This is a genomic window from uncultured Acetobacteroides sp. (genome assembly GCF_963667355.2).
In the GTDB taxonomy this organism is placed as follows: domain Bacteria; phylum Bacteroidota; class Bacteroidia; order Bacteroidales; family ZOR0009; genus Acetobacteroides.
The window spans coordinates 3,799,345-3,818,269 of the sequence record NZ_OY763328.2 but is presented as its reverse complement, the minus strand read 5'-3'; the positions used below and the strand labels follow the sequence as shown (position 1 = coordinate 3,818,269).

The window sequence follows — 18,925 nt, the reverse complement described above, 5'->3', positions numbered from 1 at the left end:
CGAAGGCCGCCTCCGCCGAAAGGGCTAAGCCTTGGCTCGCTTAAGGCTTCCCATCCCGATGCTAGCGGCCAGCAGCCCAACAAAAACAACGGCTCCGTTAAGGATGAGTAGCTCGAAGCCGAACTCGTAGCCGTTAAACCAGCGCGCCGAATTTACGCTTAGGATGTAGCAGATTATGGGCGAAGCAACGGCAATATAGGGCACCCAACGGTCGCGAACGCAGCGCTTGGTGAAGAGCCCAAAGGCGTACAGCCCCAGCAGCGGCCCGTAGGTGTAGCCCGCAATGGTGTATATGGCGGTAATCACCGCCTCGCTATTGATGCTCTTAAAGGCGAGGATTACGATGATGGTGGCCACCGACATGCCTATGTGCGTGATGGTACGGATGCGCTTCATCCGGGAGGCCTCGAAGCGGTTGGCCCCCATGATGTCGATGGTAAACGAGGTGGTGAGCGCCGCTAGCGCCGAGTCGGCGCTGGCGTAGGCAGCGGCAATGATGCCAATGATGAAGATAACCCCCAGCGACGCGTTGAAGTATCCGCCCGTTGCCAGCATGGGGAACAGCTTATCGGTGTTACCCGGAATGGCGATGCCGTTCTTTACCGCGTAAATCCCCAACAGAGCCCCCAAGGCAAGGAAGAGCAGGTTGATGGGCAGGAACAGGAAGCCGTACGAGTACATATTCTTCTGCGCATCCTTAATATTCTTGCACGCGAGGTTCTTCTGCATCATATCCTGGTCGAGCCCCGTCATCACGATGGTGGTGAAGAAGCCGCCCAGGAACTGCTTCCAGAAGTAGGTCTTGGCGTACGGATCGTCGAAGAACCAGATGCGCGCATACTTGCTGTTTGCCACCGTAGACACCAAATCGTGGAATGAGTAGTTGAACGAATCCTTGATAAGGAAAAGCGACAGCACCAGCGCCGACAGCATGGCAATGGTTTGGATCAGGTCGGTCCAGATGATGGTCTTGATCCCGCCCTTAAACGTGTAGAGCCAGATCAGCCCAATGGTGCCGATAACGGTAACCCAAAACGGAACCCCCAGCGCATTAAACACCAGCGTCTGAAGCACCATCGAAACCAGGAAAAGGCGAACCGAAGAGCCCAGCAGGCGGCTTATCAGAAAGAACGAAGCCCCCGTCTTGTACGACCAGAAGCCGAATCGCCCCTCGAGGTAGGTGTAAATCGAGGTGAGGTTAAGCCGGTAGTAGAGCGGCAGCAGCACGTTGGCAATAAAGAAGTAGCCGCACAGAAACCCCAGCACCATCTGCAGGTACGAGAACTGGCTGGTCATTACGTAACCGGGCACCGAAATAAACGTTACCCCCGAAATGGACGTTCCGATCATCCCAATGGCAATGATATACCAGGGCGATTTGCGGTTGCCGTTAAAGAAGCTTTGGCTGTCGACCTTACGGGTAGTCAGGTACGAGATCAGCACCAATCCGGCAAAGTAGATGACAATAATTAGCGCAATAACAAGTGGTGACATTCTTCCTAAATTTGGGCAGCAAGTTTAGCAAAAGATTAGGCAACGGTCAAGCTAGCAGCCCCTCTCGCAACCACCAGGTGCCATTTTTCTGGAAGCGAACCCCAACCGCCGCTAGATATACCCATGAGTACAAACGGCATAGCTCGATTGCAACTTCTTTCACAGGAGCCGAATGTTTTCCAACAAAGGCCACGCTCGCCCTACTCAACTAGAGCAAAGCGAAGGTCTAAGCCCTGCATTAGCTAAGCCTTAAGGATTCCCATAAAGAGTACGAAATGCCAAAACCCGAGAAATTGCCCACAATCATTTTGCTACTTTTGGCGTTATATCCTAAATCGATAACAAAAGTTAGAATGAGTAGCAAACGAACTATCATACTGCTGGCACTTGCCATCTCCTCGCTATCCCTTTTCGCCCAAAAGCCAAGCAACGCCACGCGAGACTTTCGCGAAGGGCTTCGAATGTACATGAAGAAGGACTACACCACCGCCTTCGAATACTTTAAAAGGGCATCAAACGATGGCGAATCGAATGGCGACCTATATATAGGAACCATGTACTTTAACGGCTACGGCGTAGCAAAGGACTACAACAAGGCGTTCGAGTGGTACATGCAGGCGGCAAGCCGCTTCAACAGCCAGGGGCAGTTTCAGGTCGGGCTCATGTACTACGAAGGAATTGTGGTGAAGAAGAGCGCCGAGAAGGCGGCAGAATGGATAGCGCGCTCCGCCCAACAGGGCAACTCCGATGCGCAGTACTTCTACGGCTGCATGCTAAAGAATGGCGATGGCGTGGCAAAAGATTACGCCAAGGCAGCCGAGTACCTGCAGCTGTCGGTGGGCAGCGGCAACACCGATGCGCAGGTTGCCCTCGGCGAACTTTACCTTAAAGGATCAGGCGTTACGCAGGATAACCTTAAGGCGTTGGAACTGTTTACCAACGCCGCCAACAGCAAGAATCCCGAAGCATACCTTTGCCTAAGCCAGATGTACCAAAAAGGCGATGGCGTAGCAAAGGACAAGAAAAAGTCGATCGACTACCTTACCATGGCAGCCAACCTCGACTATCCCAAAGCGCAGTTCGAGCTCGCCTTACAGTATATTAATGAGGTAAACGACAACCACACCGGATCAACCTGGCTGCTAAAGGCCGGAGCCAACGACTACCCCCCAGCCGAATTCTACATCGGGCAGCTGCTCGAAAAAGGATCCATCCTCCCCAAAGACATCCGCCAGGCCGAGGTCTGGTACAGCAAAGCCGCCGAGCATGGCCATGTAGAAGCGCAATACAGCCTTGGCATGCTCTACCTAAACGGGAAAGGAATTGAGCCCAATACGGCAAAAGCAAAAAGTTGGTTCGAAAAGGCAGCCGCCAACGGCTACCAACCCGCCATAGAAATGCTAAAAGAGTTCGAAAAAAAGTAGCACCAGCTTACCAGCAGCTCATTTTATTCAAGCAGCCGCATCAATCGTTGTTGCATTAAATGTACATTTGCTCAATAAAATGAATGCATGAATACCCAAGAATACCCATCCAAGCTACTAGAGAACGCCATAAACGAGCTAGCTAAGCTCCCCGGGGTCGGCAAAAAAACAGCCCTGCGCCTAGTGCTCCACATGCTTAAATGGTCGAACGAAGAGGTCGAACAATTTGGCAGCTCCTTTATCACCCTAAAGAACGAGGTAAAGAGATGCAAGGTATGCCACAACATTTCGGATAACGAAACCTGCGACATCTGCTCGAACACCTCGCGGGATAGTGGGATAATCTGCGTGGTAGAGAACATCCGCGATGTGATGTCAATCGAGCACACGCATCAGTTCAACGGGCTCTACCACGTACTTGGTGGGCTCATCTCGCCAATGGATGGCATTGGTCCTGCCGATTTAACCATCGCGAGCCTGATCGAACGCATCGGTACCGAAGACATCCGCGAGGTGGTCCTTGCCCTTAGCACCAACATGGAGGGTGAGACAACCAACTTTTACATCTACCGAAAAATTAAAGATTTCCCGATAAGCATATCCACCATAGCGCGCGGTGTTGGCTTTGGCGACGAGCTCGAGTACACTGATGAGATAACCCTTGGTCGCTCCATAAAAAATAGGATGCCCTTCGAAAAGACATTTGGCGATCATCAGTAACCAGCAAAATCAGCGCATTCAAGACATTTAAAATCAAGTTTCTTCCATCTAAAAGCAAATAATCTTCAGCAGAAAACTGGGTACGTTTGCTATTTTAGCTATATTAGTCGAGACTTATGGGCAAAGGTTTATTCGCATACCAAACCTCCACTAGTTGATTATTAGAACCATTAAAGCAGTTACTCCATTAAAACAAGGGAATATGAAACAACTCCTAGCAATAATTTCGTTTTGCATATTTGCAGGCATCGGTGCATTTGCACAGCAACCTTCTGATATAAAAACAAAGCTAGAAAGTGGCAACAAGCAGCTCAGCAACAAACAATACGCTGATGCCTTAAATACCTTTACCGAAATACTTAAAACGTCTCCAGCAAACGAAGATGCCCTCTCGGGAGCAGTTGTAGCCTATTCTAAGTTAGATCGGCTAAAAGAAGCTCAAGAAGTTGTAGACAACGCCATTAAAACGAAGCCAAACGATGCGAATCTCCTAATAATAAGCGGCAAAGTATACGGCTTAAGATACCTATACGACATGGCTGTAAAGGAGTTCGAGAAGGCACTTCCTCTCGCCTCCGATTCCCTAAAATCTTCGATTTACAGCAACATCTCCTCTATGAAGAATCAGCAGGACGATTTAGAAAATGCAAAAGCAGACGCGCGAAAGGCAATCGCGCTAAACGATAAAAACGAAAGCGCGTATGTAAACCTTGGCTACGCCCAATACCAGCTTAAAGAGTACAGCGATGCGCTCGACAGCTACTCAATGGCAATCAACATTAATCCTAGTAACCCCGAAGCATACTTTAGTCGCGGAATGGCATACCTTAAAGCCAACGACAAACGAAACGGCTGCGCCGATTTCCAACGAGCCTGTAAGTTAGGCAACAAGAACGGCTGCATTCAGTATGGTGCAGAGTGCGCAAAGTAGATCAAGATACTTTCCTTTTTGAAAATAAAGAAGGTGTGGCAGTAGTTGCCACACCTTCTTTGTTTTCAACGCATTCTCCCAACTGTCGATTGAATACAATCCCAATGCATCCTCCAAACACCAAGATGATAATTTTGTCATAAATAAATATGTTTAAAAAAAATTCATAAACATATATTGATATTTAGATTACATTTTTTAATATTGTGCCCAGATTAAGTTATACAATAACACTTTTACAGCCGATATCGTTTAAATGAGTAAGCGAACACCGCTTGTTGAAGTTCAAAATACAGCAATTATGGTAAACGAACTAGAAAGCTTCTTTTCTCACAATATAAAAGGAATGAAGCGCTCGGCGATAAGGGAGATACTCAAGTTAACCCAACGCCCTGAAATCATATCTTTTGCAGGGGGACTACCTGACCCCACCTTGTTTCCTATTGCAGAGTTGTCTGAAGTAACAGCTGCGGTTTTGCAAAACGAAGCAACGCTGGCGCTACAGTACGGTACAACCGAGGGTGATGCACTTCTTCGCAAGCTACTCGTTGAGCGCTATCAAAAGCAAGGAGTCAACATTCAGGAGAAAAATTTAATTATTACAACGGCTTCGCAACAAGGGCTCGACCTCACCGCAAAGATATTCGTTAACCCTAACGATACCGTAATTTGCGGACTACCATCGTACCTTGGGGCATTAAGCGCCTTTGTATCATATGGAGCCAATATCGAAGGTGTTTGCCTTGACGAACACGGAATGCGTAGCGACCTATTAGAGGCAAAAATAATCGAACTCCAAGAGAAGGGGATTCATCCAAAATTCATCTATACCATCCCCGACTTCCAAAACCCAACAGGCATTTCAATGCCCGAATGGCGAAGGGTGGAGATACTAGCCATCGCAGAGAAGTATAACATTATTATCCTCGAGGATGCCCCCTACCGCGAAGTGCGCTTTGCTGGTGTACCTCAAAAGTCGATGCTGGAACTTGACAAATCAGGAAGGGTTATTCAGTTAGGAACCTTCTCGAAGGTATTCGTACCCGGCTTCCGCATTGGTTGGGTTGTAGCAGATGAAGAAATCATCGACAAGTTTGTAGTTGCTAAACAAGCAACCGACCTATGTACACCTGCTTTCGTTCAGCGAATATCTGCCCGCTTTATGGAGAAAGGATATCTCGATAAAAACATTGCCGTAGTTATTAGCGCATATAAGCAAAAGCAGGAGCACTTTATTAAATGCTTACAGGAATATATGCCTAAAGATGTTACATGGACAACTCCTGAAGGTGGGCTTTTCATATTCCTAACCCTTCCCGAATACATCGATGCTACCGAATTCTTCCAAACAGCCATCGAGCAAAAAGTTGCCTACGTTCCAGGCTCTGCCTTCTACTGCAACGGCGAAGGTAAAAATACTATGCGACTTAACTTCTCGTTTATGAATATCGAGAAGAATGAGGAAGGCATCAAACGTCTTGCCAAAGCAATCAGCGTAGAGATAAACGCAAAAAAGACCACACCGACTTTCTAAACCACATTTTCGGACATTTTATCATTATTATAATCTACTACACACAAATCGAAAAGGGAGCCTGCAGGCGCAGCCCTCCCTTTTTTTATTGGCTATAACCTAACCGATACGAACACAATTAACAAAGCAATGGGAGGCTGAAAAACTATCCGTCCGATTGTTTATATTTGACGATAGCAATCATTCACTACAGCAAGCACCCCAGCAGCCATGATTAAACTTGAAAATGAAATAGTAAAACTCCGCGCACCAGAGTTATCGGATGTCGATCTCCTCTACGCATGGGAAAACAATATGGAGATTTGGCGAGTAAGCAATACCCTCGCTCCCTTTTCGAAGCACTCACTCATAAAGTATATCGAGAACTATAAGCTTGACCTATTCCAGACCAAACAGCTCCGCCTCATGGTTGAAGCAAAGGATCAATCATCGCTCATGAACTACCCTGTAGGAATTATCGATCTTTTCGATTATGACCCATTCCACCAGCGAGCTGGCGTGGGTATCCTGATTCATAACACCGAGAATAGAGGCAAAGGTTACGCTACTGAAGCACTAAAACTTCTAACTGCATACGCATTTGAGTACCTGCATCTACATCAGCTTTACTGCAACATCGCAAGCAACAACGAGCCAAGCATGAAGTTGTTTACGAATCAGGAATTCGAAATAGTAGGACTAAAAAAAGATTGGATCAGAACCAAGAGCGGTTGGCTAGGAGAATATGCTCTGCAAAAGATCAACCCACTGGCATTGATTTCGAAGTGCTAAAGCATCTCAAAAGGAGGGATATCCGGCATAAACGTATAGGTTCCATTCTCTTTGTCTATCTGACAGCAGTAATGCGCCAACCCGTTTGTAACAACCAAATAGCTAACATTTAGAACCATATTGTAACGAGCAAGCTGGTCGAAAACCTTCTGGTCTATTTTTACATGGCTAGCCTTACACTCTACAGCCAAAGAAGGTTGTCCCATGCGGTCGAATACAACAATATCGCTTCGCTTTGAAAGACCATTATACTTGAGAGAAACCTCGACGCCAATTAGCATTGCAGGCACATGACGTTCGTTCATCAAGAACTGTACGAAATGCTGCCGGACCCACTCCTCAGGAGTTAGCGCCACAAACCGTTTACGTACTGGATCGAATATTTCCTTCTTTACGCCATTACGACGAACCTTAATGTCACAGGTTGGCAGATTTAACACTTCCATGGTATAATCCTTTATTTTGTGCAAGATAAATCAGACTTATTAGTTTGTCAATGTTTATTAACAAAAAACTATTTGTATTTTAACGTGCTGAATAGGTTTTCGGTATCCGCATCTTTGTTGTATGTGGCTCCATTGCCCATTTAAATGCAATATCCACCCTAATTTAAATAACAATGATTACCAAACATGAAATTGTAAGCGACTGGCTCGAACGCTATACAGGACAAAGGAACGAGGATTTTGGGAAATACATACTTCTTACCAACTTTAATCGATACGTGCGCATTTTCTGCGAAATGATGAATACGCAGATTGTTGATCCCACTGCAAATATGCTCACCGCAACTGCAGAAGGTATTACCATCATCAACTTTGGAATGGGAAGCCCCAATGCGGCACTAATCATGGACTTGCTGAGTGCCATTCATCCTCAAGCCGTTCTCTTCCTTGGAAAATGTGGGGGGCTTAAAAAGAAAAATGCACTAGGCGACTTCATTCTTCCTATCGCAGCCATTAGAAACGAAGGAACATCGGACTCGTACATGCCACCCGAAATCCCAGCCCTTCCAGCATTTAACCTTCAACGATCGGTCTCTTCCATCATCCGCAATCACCAGAAGGACTACTGGACAGGAACCGTGTATACAACCAACCGACGCGTATGGGAGCACGATGAGGACTTTAAGGAGTACCTCGCAAAAACACGAGCTATGGCAATAGATATGGAAACAGCTACTATCTTTACCGTAGGATTTGCCAACGAGATTTCGACCGGAGCGCTACTGCTGGTATCCGACCAACCAATGATTTCGAGTGGAATTAAAACCAAGCAGAGCGACCTTTTGGTTACCGACAAATATGTAAACGAGCATGTAAGTATTGGAATTGAATCGCTAAGGGAACTAATCAACGACGGCAAATCGGTTAAGCACTTAAGATTCTAAAATGGCAAAGAAACCAAAGGCAAAAGATATCATTGCAGACTACCAGCGCATCTTATCGGACATAAAAAGTCGAAAGTTTAAGCCCATATACCTGCTGATGGGCGACGAACCTTTGTTTATTGATAAGATTGCCACCGCGCTGGCGAACGATGTTCTATCGGAATCGGAGAAAGCGTTTAACCTTACATTGCTGTATGGCAAAGACACAAAGGTTGACGCTGCCATTACGGCTTGCCGCCGCTTTCCGATGATGTCGGACTACCAGGTTATCGTTATCCGTGAGGCGCAAGACTTAGCGAACATCAACCAAATGGAGGTTTACTTTAGGTCTCCCCTTAAATCGACCATTTTGGTGATCTGCATGAAGGGAAAAACGATGGATAAGCGCTCGGTTGCCTACAAGGAGGCTGCCAAGCATGCTGAAGTGTTTGAAACCTATACCTTCTACGACAACGAAATTCCCGAATGGATAAACCTTGAGGCCAAATCGAAGGGCATAACCATCAACGATAAGGCGGCTATCCTCCTAACCGACTTTCTGGGGAACGACCTCAGCAAGATTAGCCACGAAATAGAGAAACTTAAAACCGTACTCCCTGCCGATCGCAAGCAGATAACGGTTGACGACATAGAACGAAATGTGGGTGTAAGCAAGGAGTACAACGTATTTGAACTCTGCAACGCGATGGGGAAACGCGATTTTGCAAAGTCGTACAAAATAGCCGACTACTTTGCGCAATCGCCCAAAGATCACCCGTTTGTTGTAACTATTGGCCAGCTATACACCTACTTTGCCAAGATACTAAAGCTGCAAATGCTCATATTCAACAGCAAGAAGCAAAGCGGTAAAGCGCCGTCGGAGGCGGAGAAATTGTCAACAACAGGCATTAGCTCTTCCTACATCTTGCGGGATTACGAAGATGCGGCCAAGCGCTATAGCCCAGGGCAATCGGTTAAGGCTATTGAGTATATGAGGGAGTACGACCTGAAAAGCAAGGGTATTGGCAACGTAACCCTCGGCGACGACGACCTCCTGAAGGAGCTTATCTTTAAAATAATGCACTAGACACACATTCCCATGATAACCCTAATAATAATAGCCGTGACCTGCGCCATATCCATTATGGCTTTCAACAACACTCAACTATTCGAGAAGTTACTGCTCTCTCCCTACAAGGTGATGCACAAGAAGGAGTACTACCGCATCCTTACACATGGCTTTCTGCATGCCGACTGGACACACCTTTTGGTGAACATGTTCGTGCTATGGTCGTTTGGAATGGGGCTTCAGAGCTGGTTCGACCAGCTGTACTACGGAGAATACATAGCGTCGCCCACCCAGCATTTCCTGACGATATACCTTGGAGGAATCGTTATCTCCTCACTAAGTTCCATCGTCAAGAATAAGAATAGCTACTACTATTCGTCGGTAGGGGCATCGGGGGCCGTATCGGCAGTGGTGTTTGCCACTATATTTTTTGAGCCTTGGCAACCGCTCTACTTTTTTGGGATTATCCCTATACCTGGCATCCTATTTGGTGCGGCCTACCTGTTCTACTCGCAGTACATGAGCAGGAAAGGGGGCGACAACATTAACCACGATGCGCACTTTTACGGCGCGGTGTTCGGGTTTATTTACCCCATTCTGATTGACCCCAGCTTGGCGCTGCACTTCTTCAACCAGCTCGTATCGTTCAACAAATAAATTTTGGCAGGACGGATGGACCACTTCCTTTGCTTTAATGGCGAATTTATAAAGGAGCAAGATTTTTTGCTGCCCAGCAACAACAGGGCCTTCTACTTCGGCGACTCGCTCTTCGAGAGCATGCACGCCTACTCGACGCAAATCCCCCTCTTTAAGCTTCACTTCGACCGGCTGCTGCAGGGCATGGAGGTGCTGGGCTACGAGCAGCCCGCATCGTTTACTTCGGCATCTATTTCGGCAAGCATAACACGGCTGCTGAACCGGAATAAGCAGTTTAAAAGCACCCGCGTACGGCTGACCGTGTTTCGGAACCCGGGCGGGCTGTACCTCCCCACCAACAACTCGGTGAGCTACCTCGTACAAGCATCGACGCTCGACTTCGATCGCCTTTCGCATAAGCTCCCCAGCATGATTGTGGACATATTCCCTAATCAGATAAAGTGTGCGGGAGAGCTTTCGCCGTTTAAGACGGGCAACGCGCTGCTGTATGTGATGGCGGCCCGGTACGCAAAGCTAAATCGGCTTCATGACAGCATCATCGTAAACCAGCACGGGCGCTTTGTGGAGCTGTCGTCGTCTAACATCTTTGGGATAAGGGAGGATACGCTGGTTACGCCTCCGCTGCAGGAGGGTTGCGTTGCCGGGGTGATGCGGAACTTTATCGTACACCAGCTGGCACCGAAGGCGGGGTATCATGTCGAGATTAGGCCCATCACCCAGAAAGATTTTGCGGAGTTTGAGGAGGCATTTGCCACCAATGCCGTTTCGGGCATCCGCAATATTGTGGGAATTGGCAACCGCCGATTCTACAGCACCCAGTACCGAAGCCTGCAGCAGCAGCTCGAGAAGCTCCTGTTTTGAGCCATCGGCAGGGGATACTTGGCGAAATCGCCGATTCCCACTCTATACTTGCGCTAGTTGAGAATAGGATCAACCGGGAAGTTGAGCCACTCCTTAAACTTTCCGCCCAAGCTTTCGAGGCAGGATCTCCACATATCCTCGGGGGGCAGGTTGAAGATCTCTTCGGGCGTAAGGGTGGTAACGACCCACGACTTAACCTTAATTTCGGCATCCAACTGGTTGGACATCCACCCCGAGTAGCCAATAAAGAACTTTACCGCTTGAGGATCGAGGTTTCCGTTTGCGGCAAGCGTTCGTAGGTACTCAATATCTCCACCCCAGAACAGCTTTTCGCTAATCAGAACCGAACCCGGAACCTGCGGCCCGATGGTGTGGATCACGTGAAGGGTGTCGAGATCGACAGGCCCTCCAGAGTATAGGGGGATTGGCACCTCACCAAAACCCTCAACAACATCCGAAAGATTTTTACCCAGCGGTCGGTTAAGGATGAGGCCGAACGAGCCTTTTTCGTTGTGCTCGTTGATAAGGATAACCGTGCGGCTAAAGTTATCGTCGTGCAAGAATGGCTCCGAGATAAGCACGCTGCCCGATTTTACCTGACGGTTCTTAAATTCCTCTTCTAAAAAGTTGTAGTCGCTGCTGGTCATAGTCAATTCGTTAGCCACTACAAAGGTAGCATCTTTTACACCAACGTGCGCAAATTTATACGAAAGAGTATGTACCAACAGCAGCATCTGCGGTAACGACAAGCCGATGACCGTCTTCTGGGGGATGATGGATACTTGGGGCTAATCGACGATACGTTTGGGCACCCAACCAAGACCAACCACCTCCGAGGCCCAACACTTCATCGATTCATTGCTCGTTCGCTTTTAGGATTTACCCATCGTTGATTATAGGTTTTGTGGACAACCATTGGGGTGAAATCCATTCATAAACTTGTTCCAAGACGCGAGCATCGCGCCTCTACCAGCCACAATCAGCGTCGCTGGGGTAGAAACGCATTGCATACGTCTCGTTGTAGTAACGAAATTGGATTTAAATCGAAATTTCGGAAGAAAGAAGGGCTGTATCCCCAGAATTTGGTAGAGCCATATCCTTGTCTAGCCAAGCACCAGCTTCTTTTCTCCGATAGCTGCACATTCCCGAGCTCTGAAAGCTGTTGCTGATGCGGCAGAAAGAGTTTTTCGTGCCATCGAAGGAACTTTCGGTGCCAAGGGAGGAGCCTTTCGTGCCAAGAGAGGAGCTTCTCGTGCCAAGAGAGGAGTTATCTGTGCCATCAGAGGAGCCTCCCGTGCCAAGAAAAGAGTTTCCAATGCCATAGAAAGAGTTTGCCGTGCCATCGGAGGAGTTATCTGTACCAAGGGAGGAGTTTTCCGTGCCAATAGAGGAACTATCCGTGCCGTCGGAGGAGTCTTCTATGCCATGGAAAGAGTTTTCTATGCAGGAAAAGGAGTTACCCGTGCTCTGGTAAGAATTTCCTATGCTGTCGGAGATGCTATCTGTGGCATGGAAGGAGTTGTCTAGGGTAGGTAAAGGGATTATTCACGGAACTGTGTCTGCAAGAAGATAACGATAGCTTTGCAGACCATGGAAGAGAAAGAAACAGCAGCGAGCTTCAGCTATGGAGAATCCCCAAACCCACCGATACGAACGTTGACGGAGAACAAGCGCTGAAACCCGCAGGACGCGGGGACTAGTGGGCCCCATTCATGGGAATTTCCACCACCAGCAGCTTCGAATCCCGATGTGCGCGCAGCTCCACCTCCTCCACTGCGCTAACACCAACGGCATCCCTCCTCTCCAGCGTCACACCGCCAGCATCGGCCTTCCCCTCGATAAGGAAGAGAAAAACGCCGCTTTTTCGGGGCCTACACAGCTGGTACACCAGCGAGCCTCCCTCGGCTAAATCGAGCAGGTAGAGCCACGCATCCTGGTTAACCCAAGTCCTCAACGCCTTCCTGTCGGGGCCAGCGATCTGCTGGAGGCGGCCCTGCCGCTGGGCTGGATCGAACTCCTGAATGCCGTACCTTGGCTCCAGATCGTTCGCCCGCGGATGTATCCAAAGCTGAAGGATGGCTACTGGCTCGTCGGCGCTCGCGTTATACTCGCTATGAAAGATGCCCGTCCCGGCGCTCATCACCTGAACCTCGTTGGCCCCGATGAGCTGCGCATGCCCCAAGCTATCGCGATGCTCGAGCGTGCCCGACAGCGGAATGGTGACAATCTCCATGTTCAGGTGCGAGTGCATGCCAAACCCCATCGAAGGCTGAATGGTATCGTCGTTAAGCACGCGGAGCGCCCCAAAGCCCATCCTGTCGGGGTTGTAATAGCTGGCAAAGCTAAAAGAATGGTAGGTGTCGAGCCACCCCTGGTTGGCGTGGCCTCGCTCGTTGGCTGCAAAGTATATAAAATTGGCCATTGGCTTTTTCTTTTAAGAACAGCCAATGGCCAATTTGGTTGATAAAAAATACAACCCGCGCTAAAACTTGGAGCCAAGCCCCAGTTCAACCGCTATCTTTTCGAGGGAGTTCTTATCACACTTAAAGTACGACGTTGCAACAACAACCGTAGCATTTACCTTCGACGACAGAATAAAAAGCATTGAAGATGATGGTCCACCAACGTAAACCAGCTTAGCATCCTTATAGTCGTAGGGCTTAGAGCCATCGTATCCTTTGGTCGTCTTATAGGTTTCGAACTTTGCCGCAGGTAGCATCCGCACCCCAACCATCTTGTTGAGCTGCATAAAGGATGCCGTATAATCACCATTTTCCTGATCAGACTCTACAAAGTTGAACCCATTTACCAGCGAATGCTTCATCCACGACTTAAAGGTGTCGTAACTAACGCTCAACCCATTCTGAGCGTAAATGGCTCCCGTTGACACAAGCAGGATACCGAAAATTGCCAGTAGTTTTTTCATAGCTTAAAAAGTGATAATCCCGCAGCAATATAGGCATCAATTCCATTTAAACAAAGCATTTATTCACATCCAACCGCTTGCAGGGTAAAGAGACCTCGACAAAAAACATGCCGATTCCTGTTATTCGCCAACCTATATAAAAAGATGTTCAAGAGTTTGCCTTAATTCTATAGCAGATAGACCCGATTTAATATCGCCATGCTCGGCAATAGAGATCTTTCCAGTTTCCTCCGATACAATAATTACCACCGAATCGGTATGCTCCGTTATTCCCATTGCCGCCCTATGGCGCATGCCAAAATGAGCGGGAACCTCAAGTTTTTCAGTGGTTGGAAGTACGCACCGAGCGGCAACAATACGCCCGTTAACGATTATCATTGCACCATCATGCATAGGCGTATTTTTAAAGAAGATAGTCTCGATCAAACGACCATCTATAGTAGCATCAATATAATCGCCGGTATCCACGTAAAGTTGAAGGTTAGAACGGCGCCCAAGCACAATAAGAGCACCAGTCTTGGTATCAGCCATGTTGCGGCAAGCCCTAACCAAGGCATCAACCCCAACAAGAAGCGCTTTATTTTCATCTTTCGACGAGAAAAGGCGCTCGATAGAAAAGCTTTTATTAGAAAGATACCTTGTTCCGATGTAGAGCAGGAACTTTCGCACCTCCTGCTGAAATACGATAATCAAAGCAAGAGCTCCCACTCCTATTATTTGTCCGAGAATGGTGCTCAGCATCTCCATGTTTAGGGCTCTAACCACTAGCCAGATGACGTAAAGCAGGAAAATGCCAATAAAAATGTTTATTGCAGCCGTTCCCCTTATCATCATGTAAATTTGATAAAAGAGAAGGGCAACCAGGAAGATGTCAAAAACATCTACCAGGGTAATATGGATGAAGCTAAACATGAAAAGCTAGGCTATATTCGACGAGTTTACTTTTTCGACTAACGAGACGGCTTCAACAGCCGCCTTTACGTCGTGCACCCTAAGGATAGATGCCCCCCGTAGCAAAGCAACCGTATTAAGTACCGATGTTCCATTGAGCGATTCTTCGGGAGTCGAATTAAGATGCTTATATATCATCGATTTTCGGGAGAACCCAACCAGTATTGGCAACCCAAAGATCTTGAAATCGTCGAGCATACTTAGAATTTGGTAGTTGTGGTCGATGGTTTTTCCAAAGCCAAAACCAGGATCAATAATCACCTCGTTTACCCCCAAAAGCCTTAGCTGCTGCAACTTTTTCGAGAAGTAGAGAAAGATTTCGTTTCTGATATCGTGGTAGCTAGGATTCTGCTGCATGTTGCTAGGTGTGCCCTTCATGTGCATGGCAATGTAAGGCACTTTTAGATGGGCAACGGTTTTAAACATCTTATCGTCCATCTCGCCCGCCGAAATATCGTTAACAATAATAGCCCCGCAGTTGCGCACAACAGCGCTTACTACCTCCGAGCGAAAAGTGTCTACAGATATTGGTAACTGAGGGAATCTCTTTTTTACCAAGCCAACGGCATCGCAAACCCTGCGTATCTCTTCCTCAACAGGCACATCAATGGCGTTAGGGCGCGACGAATACCCACCAATATCGATTATTGCACCACCTTGAGATAGAATCTCTTCAGCACGTGCTACTATCGCATCAGCTCCGCTTAACCTACTTGGAGCGTAAAACGAGTCGGCAGTAACATTTGCAATCCCCATAACCACTGGCGTGCTGAGGTTTATCAGATTACCATCCAAACAAATGGTTCTCTTTTGCGCTAAGAAGCTTATTCCCTTCTCCATTTTTTATAAATTGCATTGCTTTAGTAGCAAATTTACTAACAATAGTTGGTAAGCTCAACTAAAATTGACAATTGTAAATACGTAATAGCAAAAACATGAGTTTTATAGTACTTGAAGGACTAGATGGAGCAGGTAAATCTACCCAAGTGAGAATGTTGCAAGAGCACTTCGAAATGCAAGGAAAGCAAACCCGATTTCTCCATTTCCCAAGAACCGACGATAGTATTTTTGGCGATCTTATTGCAAAATTTTTACGGGGCGACCTCGGTGCTGTAAATTCTGTAGACCCTTACCTGGTAGCGCTCATTTACGCCTGCGACAGAAACGATGCAAAAGGCACCATCAAAAAGTGGCTCGACGATGGTATTGTAGTTATCGCCGACAGGTACATATCCTCGAATATCGCATTCCAATGCGCTAAAATCAACGATTTAGAACAAAGACGCGTTCTCAGAGAGTGGATTATCAACCTCGAATTCGAGTACAACCAACTTCCCAAACCAAGCATCAACCTTTTCCTCGATGTTCCGTTTAGCTTTACAAAGAAGAAGCTCACCGAACAACGCGATGGCGACGATCGAGATTACCTTCAGGGGAAAAGCGACATACATGAAAACGACCTAACGTTGCAAGAGAGGGTACGCGAAGTGTATCTTTGGCAATGCTCGATTGATAGCAACATCCGTAGAGTCGAATGTGAATCGGAATCGGGTCAGATGCTATCGCCAGAGTTCATCAGTAAAAGAGTTATTGAAATTGTTAATAATCATATTTAAGCCATGTACGTCATTAACCACATCTGTAGGCTGCTACTTGGAGCACTTTTTATCTTTTCGGGTTTTGTGAAATCTATAGACCCGCTAGGCACCAGCTATAAGTTATTCGACTACTTCAAGGCTGGAGGAGCAGCGATTCCTGAAAATATAGCTCTTATTCTCGCAGTCGCCCTTTGTGCTGCCGAACTATTCATTGGTCTTGCCCTTTTCCTTAACATCAAGGTAAAGTTTGTTTCGTGGCTATCCCTTGCGTTTATGGTATTCTTTACCATTATTACACTCGTACTAGCCCTTACCGACAAGGTTGCTGACTGCGGCTGCTTTGGTGATGCCTTTAAGCTTACTAACTGGCAAACATTCTGCAAGAATTTAGTGATTCTGCCTTTTGCCATAATGGTATTTTGGCAACGTAAGAAGTACAAAGAGGAAGTCTCTATTATCACTTCGTGGGTTGCCTTCTCCATGATTCTTATTGCACCCGTAATCCTAAACCTATATTGCCTACGACACCTTCCTCTTATCAACTACCGCCCTTATAAAATTGGTCAGAACATTTGGTCAGGAATGCAAACTCCACCTAATGCCCCCGCCGATGTGTACGACATTAAGCTGGTTTACCAGAAAAACGGGGTAAAGAAAGAGTTTAGCGAGCAAAACTACCCTTGGCAGGATACCACATGGACATTTGTTGAGCAAAAAACTACGTTGGTAAAAAAAGGGTACGTCGCCCCTATCCATGACTTTTCAATTCTCTCGCCTACAGATGGGGATATTACAGAAAAGATCCTAAGAAAGCAGGGACTAGTTTACCTATTTATTGCGCCCAACTTAACCGATGCCAATATTGAGAATGCAAAAAAAGCAAACGAAATATACAGCATATGCAAAAGAAGAAATATTCCATTTATTTGCATAAGTTCAACTACAGGCAAACGAGTAGAATTGTTTAGATCGAAGACTGGCGCACAATATCCTATTTATGCTAGCGATGAAACCGCATTAAAGACGGCTATGCGCACTAATCCTGGACTAATGATGCTTCAAGATGGTACAATTACCGGAATATGGAGCGGCTCCGACATACCAGATCCTGTATTCTTTAAAGGCAATACGACAGGGAAACAACTCTTAGCACTAGAAGATGCAAAAGATCAACTATTAGTCAGCGTTCTTATTGGAGTTGTACTACTATTTGGTTTTTCGCTGCTTATTCTAAGAAGAAATTAATAAAAGGAAGCCCCTTAAGCAATCTGCCTAAGGGGCTTTTACTATATTTAAAAGGCAATTGATTCTTCTACTTCGCTACATTCATGCTATAATAACGCTCTGCATCGAGAGCAGCAATACATCCCGAACCTGCAGCGGTAATTGCCTGACGATAATGAGGATCTTGAACATCACCAGCAGCAAAAACACCAGGAACGTTAGTCTTTGAAGTACCACCATCAGTCTTAATATAGCCAACCTCATCGAGTTCTAGCTGACCATTAAGGAATGCGGTGTTTGGCTGGTGACCAATAGCCACGAAGAAACCTGTAACATCAATCCTTTTCTCCTCGCCCTTATCGCTTACGAGCAACACCCCGTTAACACCCGACATATCACCTAGCACCTCCTTCGTTTGATGTCCCCAAAGCACCTCAATGTTTGCCGTGTTGAATACCTTCTCCTGCATTGCCTTCGATGCTCTAAGTTCATGCCTGCGAACGATGAGGTAAACCTTGCGGCAAAGGGTTGCCAGGTAAGTTGCCTCTTCGGCGGCAGTATCGCCACCACCAACCACGGCAACATCTTGACCACGATAGAAGAATCCATCGCAGGTAGCACAAGCCGAAACACCTTGACCACGGAACTTTTGCTCCGAATCCAATCCAAGATATTTTGCGGTAGCACCGGTTGCAATAATTAGCGTATCAGCCTCCACAATTTTCGACTCGTCGATGGTAACCTTAAATGGTCGCTGCGATAAATCAGCAGAAGTTGCATAGCCAAAGCGAATGTCAGCCTCGAAGCGAAGGGCTTGGTTTCTGAGGTCTTCCATTAATTTTGGGCCAGGAATACCCTGAGGATAACCTGGAAAATTATCTACCTCGGTTGTGGTAGTTAGCTGCCCTCCTGGCTCCATTCCCTCGTACATTACGGGCGCCATGTTAGCCCTTGCAGCATATATGGCAGCAGTATAACCGGCAGGACCACTTCCTAGTATTAAGCATTTTACATGCTCGTTATTTGTTTCGCTCATTTCTAAGGTGTGAATTTTACTTTGGACAAATATAGCCTTTACCAACCAACTAACCCAACAGGAAGCCTATGATACCAAACAACAATAAAACTGACAAAAATCAAAAAAAGGATTTTTTGAACTCCATATACTTGCAAGCACACATAAAATTGCTACATTTGCACCCGCAAAAGCACGGGGTGTAGCTCAGTTGGTTAGAGTTCTCGTCTGGGGGGCGAGAGGTCGGACGTTCGAGTCGTCTCACCCCGACCGCTGAAAGTCAGCCACTTACATTAAATAATGTAAGTGGCTTTTCTTTTTACAATTAAACTTCTATTAAACTTCACCCCATACTTAGGAGTAGTAAAATGCGCTTAAACG

General features: G+C 46.8%; 19 protein-coding genes and 1 tRNA gene. 12 read left to right on the top strand and 8 right to left on the bottom strand.

What is annotated here, in order from left to right:
* Positions 1 to 24: 24 nt before the first annotated feature.
* Complete coding sequence (locus tag ACHZA1_RS15785; protein ID WP_320052826.1) at positions 25 to 1,494, bottom strand: sodium:solute symporter; 1,470 nt, start codon at positions 1,492 to 1,494, stop codon at positions 25 to 27.
* A 353-nt stretch (positions 1,495 to 1,847) separates the two neighbouring features.
* On the opposite strand from ACHZA1_RS15785, the gene ACHZA1_RS15780 reads away from it, so the two are divergent.
* The 5 genes from ACHZA1_RS15780 to ACHZA1_RS15760 all read left to right on the top strand — a co-directional run bounded on the left by ACHZA1_RS15780 (position 1,848) and on the right by ACHZA1_RS15760 (position 6,874).
* Positions 1,848 to 2,918 (top strand): SEL1-like repeat protein, encoded by a 1,071-nt coding sequence (locus ACHZA1_RS15780; RefSeq protein WP_320052825.1) that lies wholly within the window; start codon positions 1,848 to 1,850, stop codon positions 2,916 to 2,918.
* An 87-nt stretch (positions 2,919 to 3,005) separates the two neighbouring features.
* Complete coding sequence (recR, locus tag ACHZA1_RS15775) at positions 3,006 to 3,638, top strand: recombination mediator RecR (RefSeq protein ID WP_320052824.1); 633 nt, start codon at positions 3,006 to 3,008, stop codon at positions 3,636 to 3,638.
* 202 nt (positions 3,639 to 3,840) lie between these two features.
* A complete protein-coding gene (locus ACHZA1_RS15770) occupies positions 3,841 to 4,569 on the top strand; it encodes a tetratricopeptide repeat protein (RefSeq protein ID WP_320052823.1) in 729 nt (242 codons plus the stop codon).
* Between the two features lie 301 nt (positions 4,570 to 4,870).
* Positions 4,871 to 6,103: a PLP-dependent aminotransferase family protein gene (locus ACHZA1_RS15765; protein ID WP_320052822.1), complete on the top strand. Its 1,233-nt coding sequence runs from the start codon at positions 4,871 to 4,873 to the stop codon at positions 6,101 to 6,103.
* Positions 6,104 to 6,313: 210 nt separating this feature from the next.
* On the top strand, positions 6,314 to 6,874 hold the full coding sequence (locus ACHZA1_RS15760) for a GNAT family N-acetyltransferase (RefSeq protein WP_320052821.1): 561 nt from the start codon (positions 6,314 to 6,316) through the stop codon (positions 6,872 to 6,874).
* Here ACHZA1_RS15760 and ACHZA1_RS15755 read toward each other — a convergent pair.
* Positions 6,871 to 7,320: a type I restriction enzyme HsdR N-terminal domain-containing protein gene (locus ACHZA1_RS15755; protein WP_320052820.1), complete on the bottom strand. Its 450-nt coding sequence runs from the start codon at positions 7,318 to 7,320 to the stop codon at positions 6,871 to 6,873. The genes ACHZA1_RS15760 and ACHZA1_RS15755 overlap by 4 nt on opposite strands.
* A 173-nt stretch (positions 7,321 to 7,493) precedes the next feature.
* Between ACHZA1_RS15755 and ACHZA1_RS15750 the strand changes: the two genes are divergently transcribed.
* From ACHZA1_RS15750 to ACHZA1_RS15735, 4 genes are read left to right on the top strand one after another with little or no spacing between them, the layout of a single operon-like run.
* Entirely contained in the window at positions 7,494 to 8,264 is a 771-nt protein-coding gene (locus ACHZA1_RS15750) for an AMP nucleosidase (protein WP_320052819.1), read from the top strand.
* Between the two features lies 1 nt (position 8,265).
* Complete coding sequence (gene holA, locus ACHZA1_RS15745) at positions 8,266 to 9,330, top strand: DNA polymerase III subunit delta (protein ID WP_320052818.1); 1,065 nt, start codon at positions 8,266 to 8,268, stop codon at positions 9,328 to 9,330.
* Between the two features lie 12 nt (positions 9,331 to 9,342).
* Positions 9,343 to 9,969, top strand: a complete 627-nt coding sequence (locus ACHZA1_RS15740; RefSeq protein ID WP_320052817.1) for a rhomboid family intramembrane serine protease — start codon at positions 9,343 to 9,345, stop codon at positions 9,967 to 9,969.
* 15 nt (positions 9,970 to 9,984) lie between these two features.
* Positions 9,985 to 10,830: an aminotransferase class IV gene (locus tag ACHZA1_RS15735; protein ID WP_320052816.1), complete on the top strand. Its 846-nt coding sequence runs from the start codon at positions 9,985 to 9,987 to the stop codon at positions 10,828 to 10,830.
* 53 nt (positions 10,831 to 10,883) lie between these two features.
* Here the strand turns inward: ACHZA1_RS15735 and ACHZA1_RS15730 are convergent, their stop codons facing one another.
* From ACHZA1_RS15730 to folP, 5 genes are all read right to left on the bottom strand, one after another.
* Positions 10,884 to 11,495: a YqgE/AlgH family protein gene (locus tag ACHZA1_RS15730; protein WP_320052815.1), complete on the bottom strand. Its 612-nt coding sequence runs from the start codon at positions 11,493 to 11,495 to the stop codon at positions 10,884 to 10,886.
* Positions 11,496 to 12,526: 1,031 nt separating this feature from the next.
* Positions 12,527 to 13,252 carry a pirin family protein gene (locus ACHZA1_RS15725; RefSeq protein ID WP_320052814.1) on the bottom strand — a complete coding sequence of 242 codons (726 nt, stop codon included), beginning with the start codon at positions 13,250 to 13,252 and terminating at the stop codon, positions 12,527 to 12,529.
* A 60-nt stretch (positions 13,253 to 13,312) separates the two neighbouring features.
* Entirely contained in the window at positions 13,313 to 13,756 is a 444-nt protein-coding gene (locus tag ACHZA1_RS15720; RefSeq protein ID WP_320052813.1) for a hypothetical protein, read from the bottom strand.
* A gap of 132 nt (positions 13,757 to 13,888) precedes the next feature.
* Positions 13,889 to 14,668, bottom strand: coding sequence for a diadenylate cyclase CdaA (gene cdaA / locus ACHZA1_RS15715; protein WP_320052812.1), 780 nt, complete (start codon positions 14,666 to 14,668; stop codon positions 13,889 to 13,891).
* A gap of 6 nt (positions 14,669 to 14,674) precedes the next feature.
* On the bottom strand, positions 14,675 to 15,547 hold the full coding sequence (gene folP, locus ACHZA1_RS15710) for a dihydropteroate synthase (protein WP_320052811.1): 873 nt from the start codon (positions 15,545 to 15,547) through the stop codon (positions 14,675 to 14,677).
* 95 nt (positions 15,548 to 15,642) lie between these two features.
* Between folP and tmk the strand changes: the two genes are divergently transcribed.
* Both tmk and ACHZA1_RS15700 read left to right on the top strand, forming a co-directional pair.
* Positions 15,643 to 16,323, top strand: coding sequence for a dTMP kinase (gene tmk, locus ACHZA1_RS15705; protein ID WP_320052810.1), 681 nt, complete (start codon positions 15,643 to 15,645; stop codon positions 16,321 to 16,323).
* A gap of 3 nt (positions 16,324 to 16,326) precedes the next feature.
* On the top strand, positions 16,327 to 17,550 hold the full coding sequence (locus ACHZA1_RS15700; RefSeq protein WP_320052809.1) for a BT_3928 family protein: 1,224 nt from the start codon (positions 16,327 to 16,329) through the stop codon (positions 17,548 to 17,550).
* A 67-nt stretch (positions 17,551 to 17,617) separates the two neighbouring features.
* Here ACHZA1_RS15700 and trxB read toward each other — a convergent pair whose 3' ends face one another.
* Complete coding sequence (gene trxB / locus ACHZA1_RS15695) at positions 17,618 to 18,565, bottom strand: thioredoxin-disulfide reductase (protein WP_320052808.1); 948 nt, start codon at positions 18,563 to 18,565, stop codon at positions 17,618 to 17,620.
* 175 nt (positions 18,566 to 18,740) lie between these two features.
* Here trxB and ACHZA1_RS15690 point away from each other — a divergent pair.
* Positions 18,741 to 18,814, top strand: a tRNA-Pro gene (locus ACHZA1_RS15690).
* Positions 18,815 to 18,925 lie beyond the last annotated feature (111 nt).

What these genes read in the sequence shown, in the direction of transcription:
- ACHZA1_RS15785 (WP_320052826.1), bottom strand. Translation starts at nt 1,494, where the DNA reads ATGTCACCACTTGTTATTGCGCTAATTATTGTCATCTACTTTGCCGGA.
- ACHZA1_RS15780 (WP_320052825.1), top strand. Translation starts at nt 1,848, where the DNA reads ATGAGTAGCAAACGAACTATCATACTGCTGGCACTTGCCATCTCCTCG.
- recR (WP_320052824.1), top strand. Translation starts at nt 3,006, where the DNA reads ATGAATACCCAAGAATACCCATCCAAGCTACTAGAGAACGCCATAAAC.
- ACHZA1_RS15770 (WP_320052823.1), top strand. Translation starts at nt 3,841, where the DNA reads ATGAAACAACTCCTAGCAATAATTTCGTTTTGCATATTTGCAGGCATC.
- ACHZA1_RS15765 (WP_320052822.1), top strand. Translation starts at nt 4,871, where the DNA reads ATGGTAAACGAACTAGAAAGCTTCTTTTCTCACAATATAAAAGGAATG.
- ACHZA1_RS15760 (WP_320052821.1), top strand. Translation starts at nt 6,314, where the DNA reads ATGATTAAACTTGAAAATGAAATAGTAAAACTCCGCGCACCAGAGTTA.
- ACHZA1_RS15755 (WP_320052820.1), bottom strand. Translation starts at nt 7,320, where the DNA reads ATGGAAGTGTTAAATCTGCCAACCTGTGACATTAAGGTTCGTCGTAAT.
- ACHZA1_RS15750 (WP_320052819.1), top strand. Translation starts at nt 7,494, where the DNA reads ATGATTACCAAACATGAAATTGTAAGCGACTGGCTCGAACGCTATACA.
- holA (WP_320052818.1), top strand. Translation starts at nt 8,266, where the DNA reads ATGGCAAAGAAACCAAAGGCAAAAGATATCATTGCAGACTACCAGCGC.
- ACHZA1_RS15740 (WP_320052817.1), top strand. Translation starts at nt 9,343, where the DNA reads ATGATAACCCTAATAATAATAGCCGTGACCTGCGCCATATCCATTATG.
- ACHZA1_RS15735 (WP_320052816.1), top strand. Translation starts at nt 9,985, where the DNA reads ATGGACCACTTCCTTTGCTTTAATGGCGAATTTATAAAGGAGCAAGAT.
- ACHZA1_RS15725 (WP_320052814.1), bottom strand. Translation starts at nt 13,252, where the DNA reads ATGGCCAATTTTATATACTTTGCAGCCAACGAGCGAGGCCACGCCAAC.
- ACHZA1_RS15720 (WP_320052813.1), bottom strand. Translation starts at nt 13,756, where the DNA reads ATGAAAAAACTACTGGCAATTTTCGGTATCCTGCTTGTGTCAACGGGA.
- cdaA (WP_320052812.1), bottom strand. Translation starts at nt 14,668, where the DNA reads ATGTTTAGCTTCATCCATATTACCCTGGTAGATGTTTTTGACATCTTC.
- folP (WP_320052811.1), bottom strand. Translation starts at nt 15,547, where the DNA reads ATGGAGAAGGGAATAAGCTTCTTAGCGCAAAAGAGAACCATTTGTTTG.
- tmk (WP_320052810.1), top strand. Translation starts at nt 15,643, where the DNA reads ATGAGTTTTATAGTACTTGAAGGACTAGATGGAGCAGGTAAATCTACC.
- ACHZA1_RS15700 (WP_320052809.1), top strand. Translation starts at nt 16,327, where the DNA reads ATGTACGTCATTAACCACATCTGTAGGCTGCTACTTGGAGCACTTTTT.
- trxB (WP_320052808.1), bottom strand. Translation starts at nt 18,565, where the DNA reads ATGAGCGAAACAAATAACGAGCATGTAAAATGCTTAATACTAGGAAGT.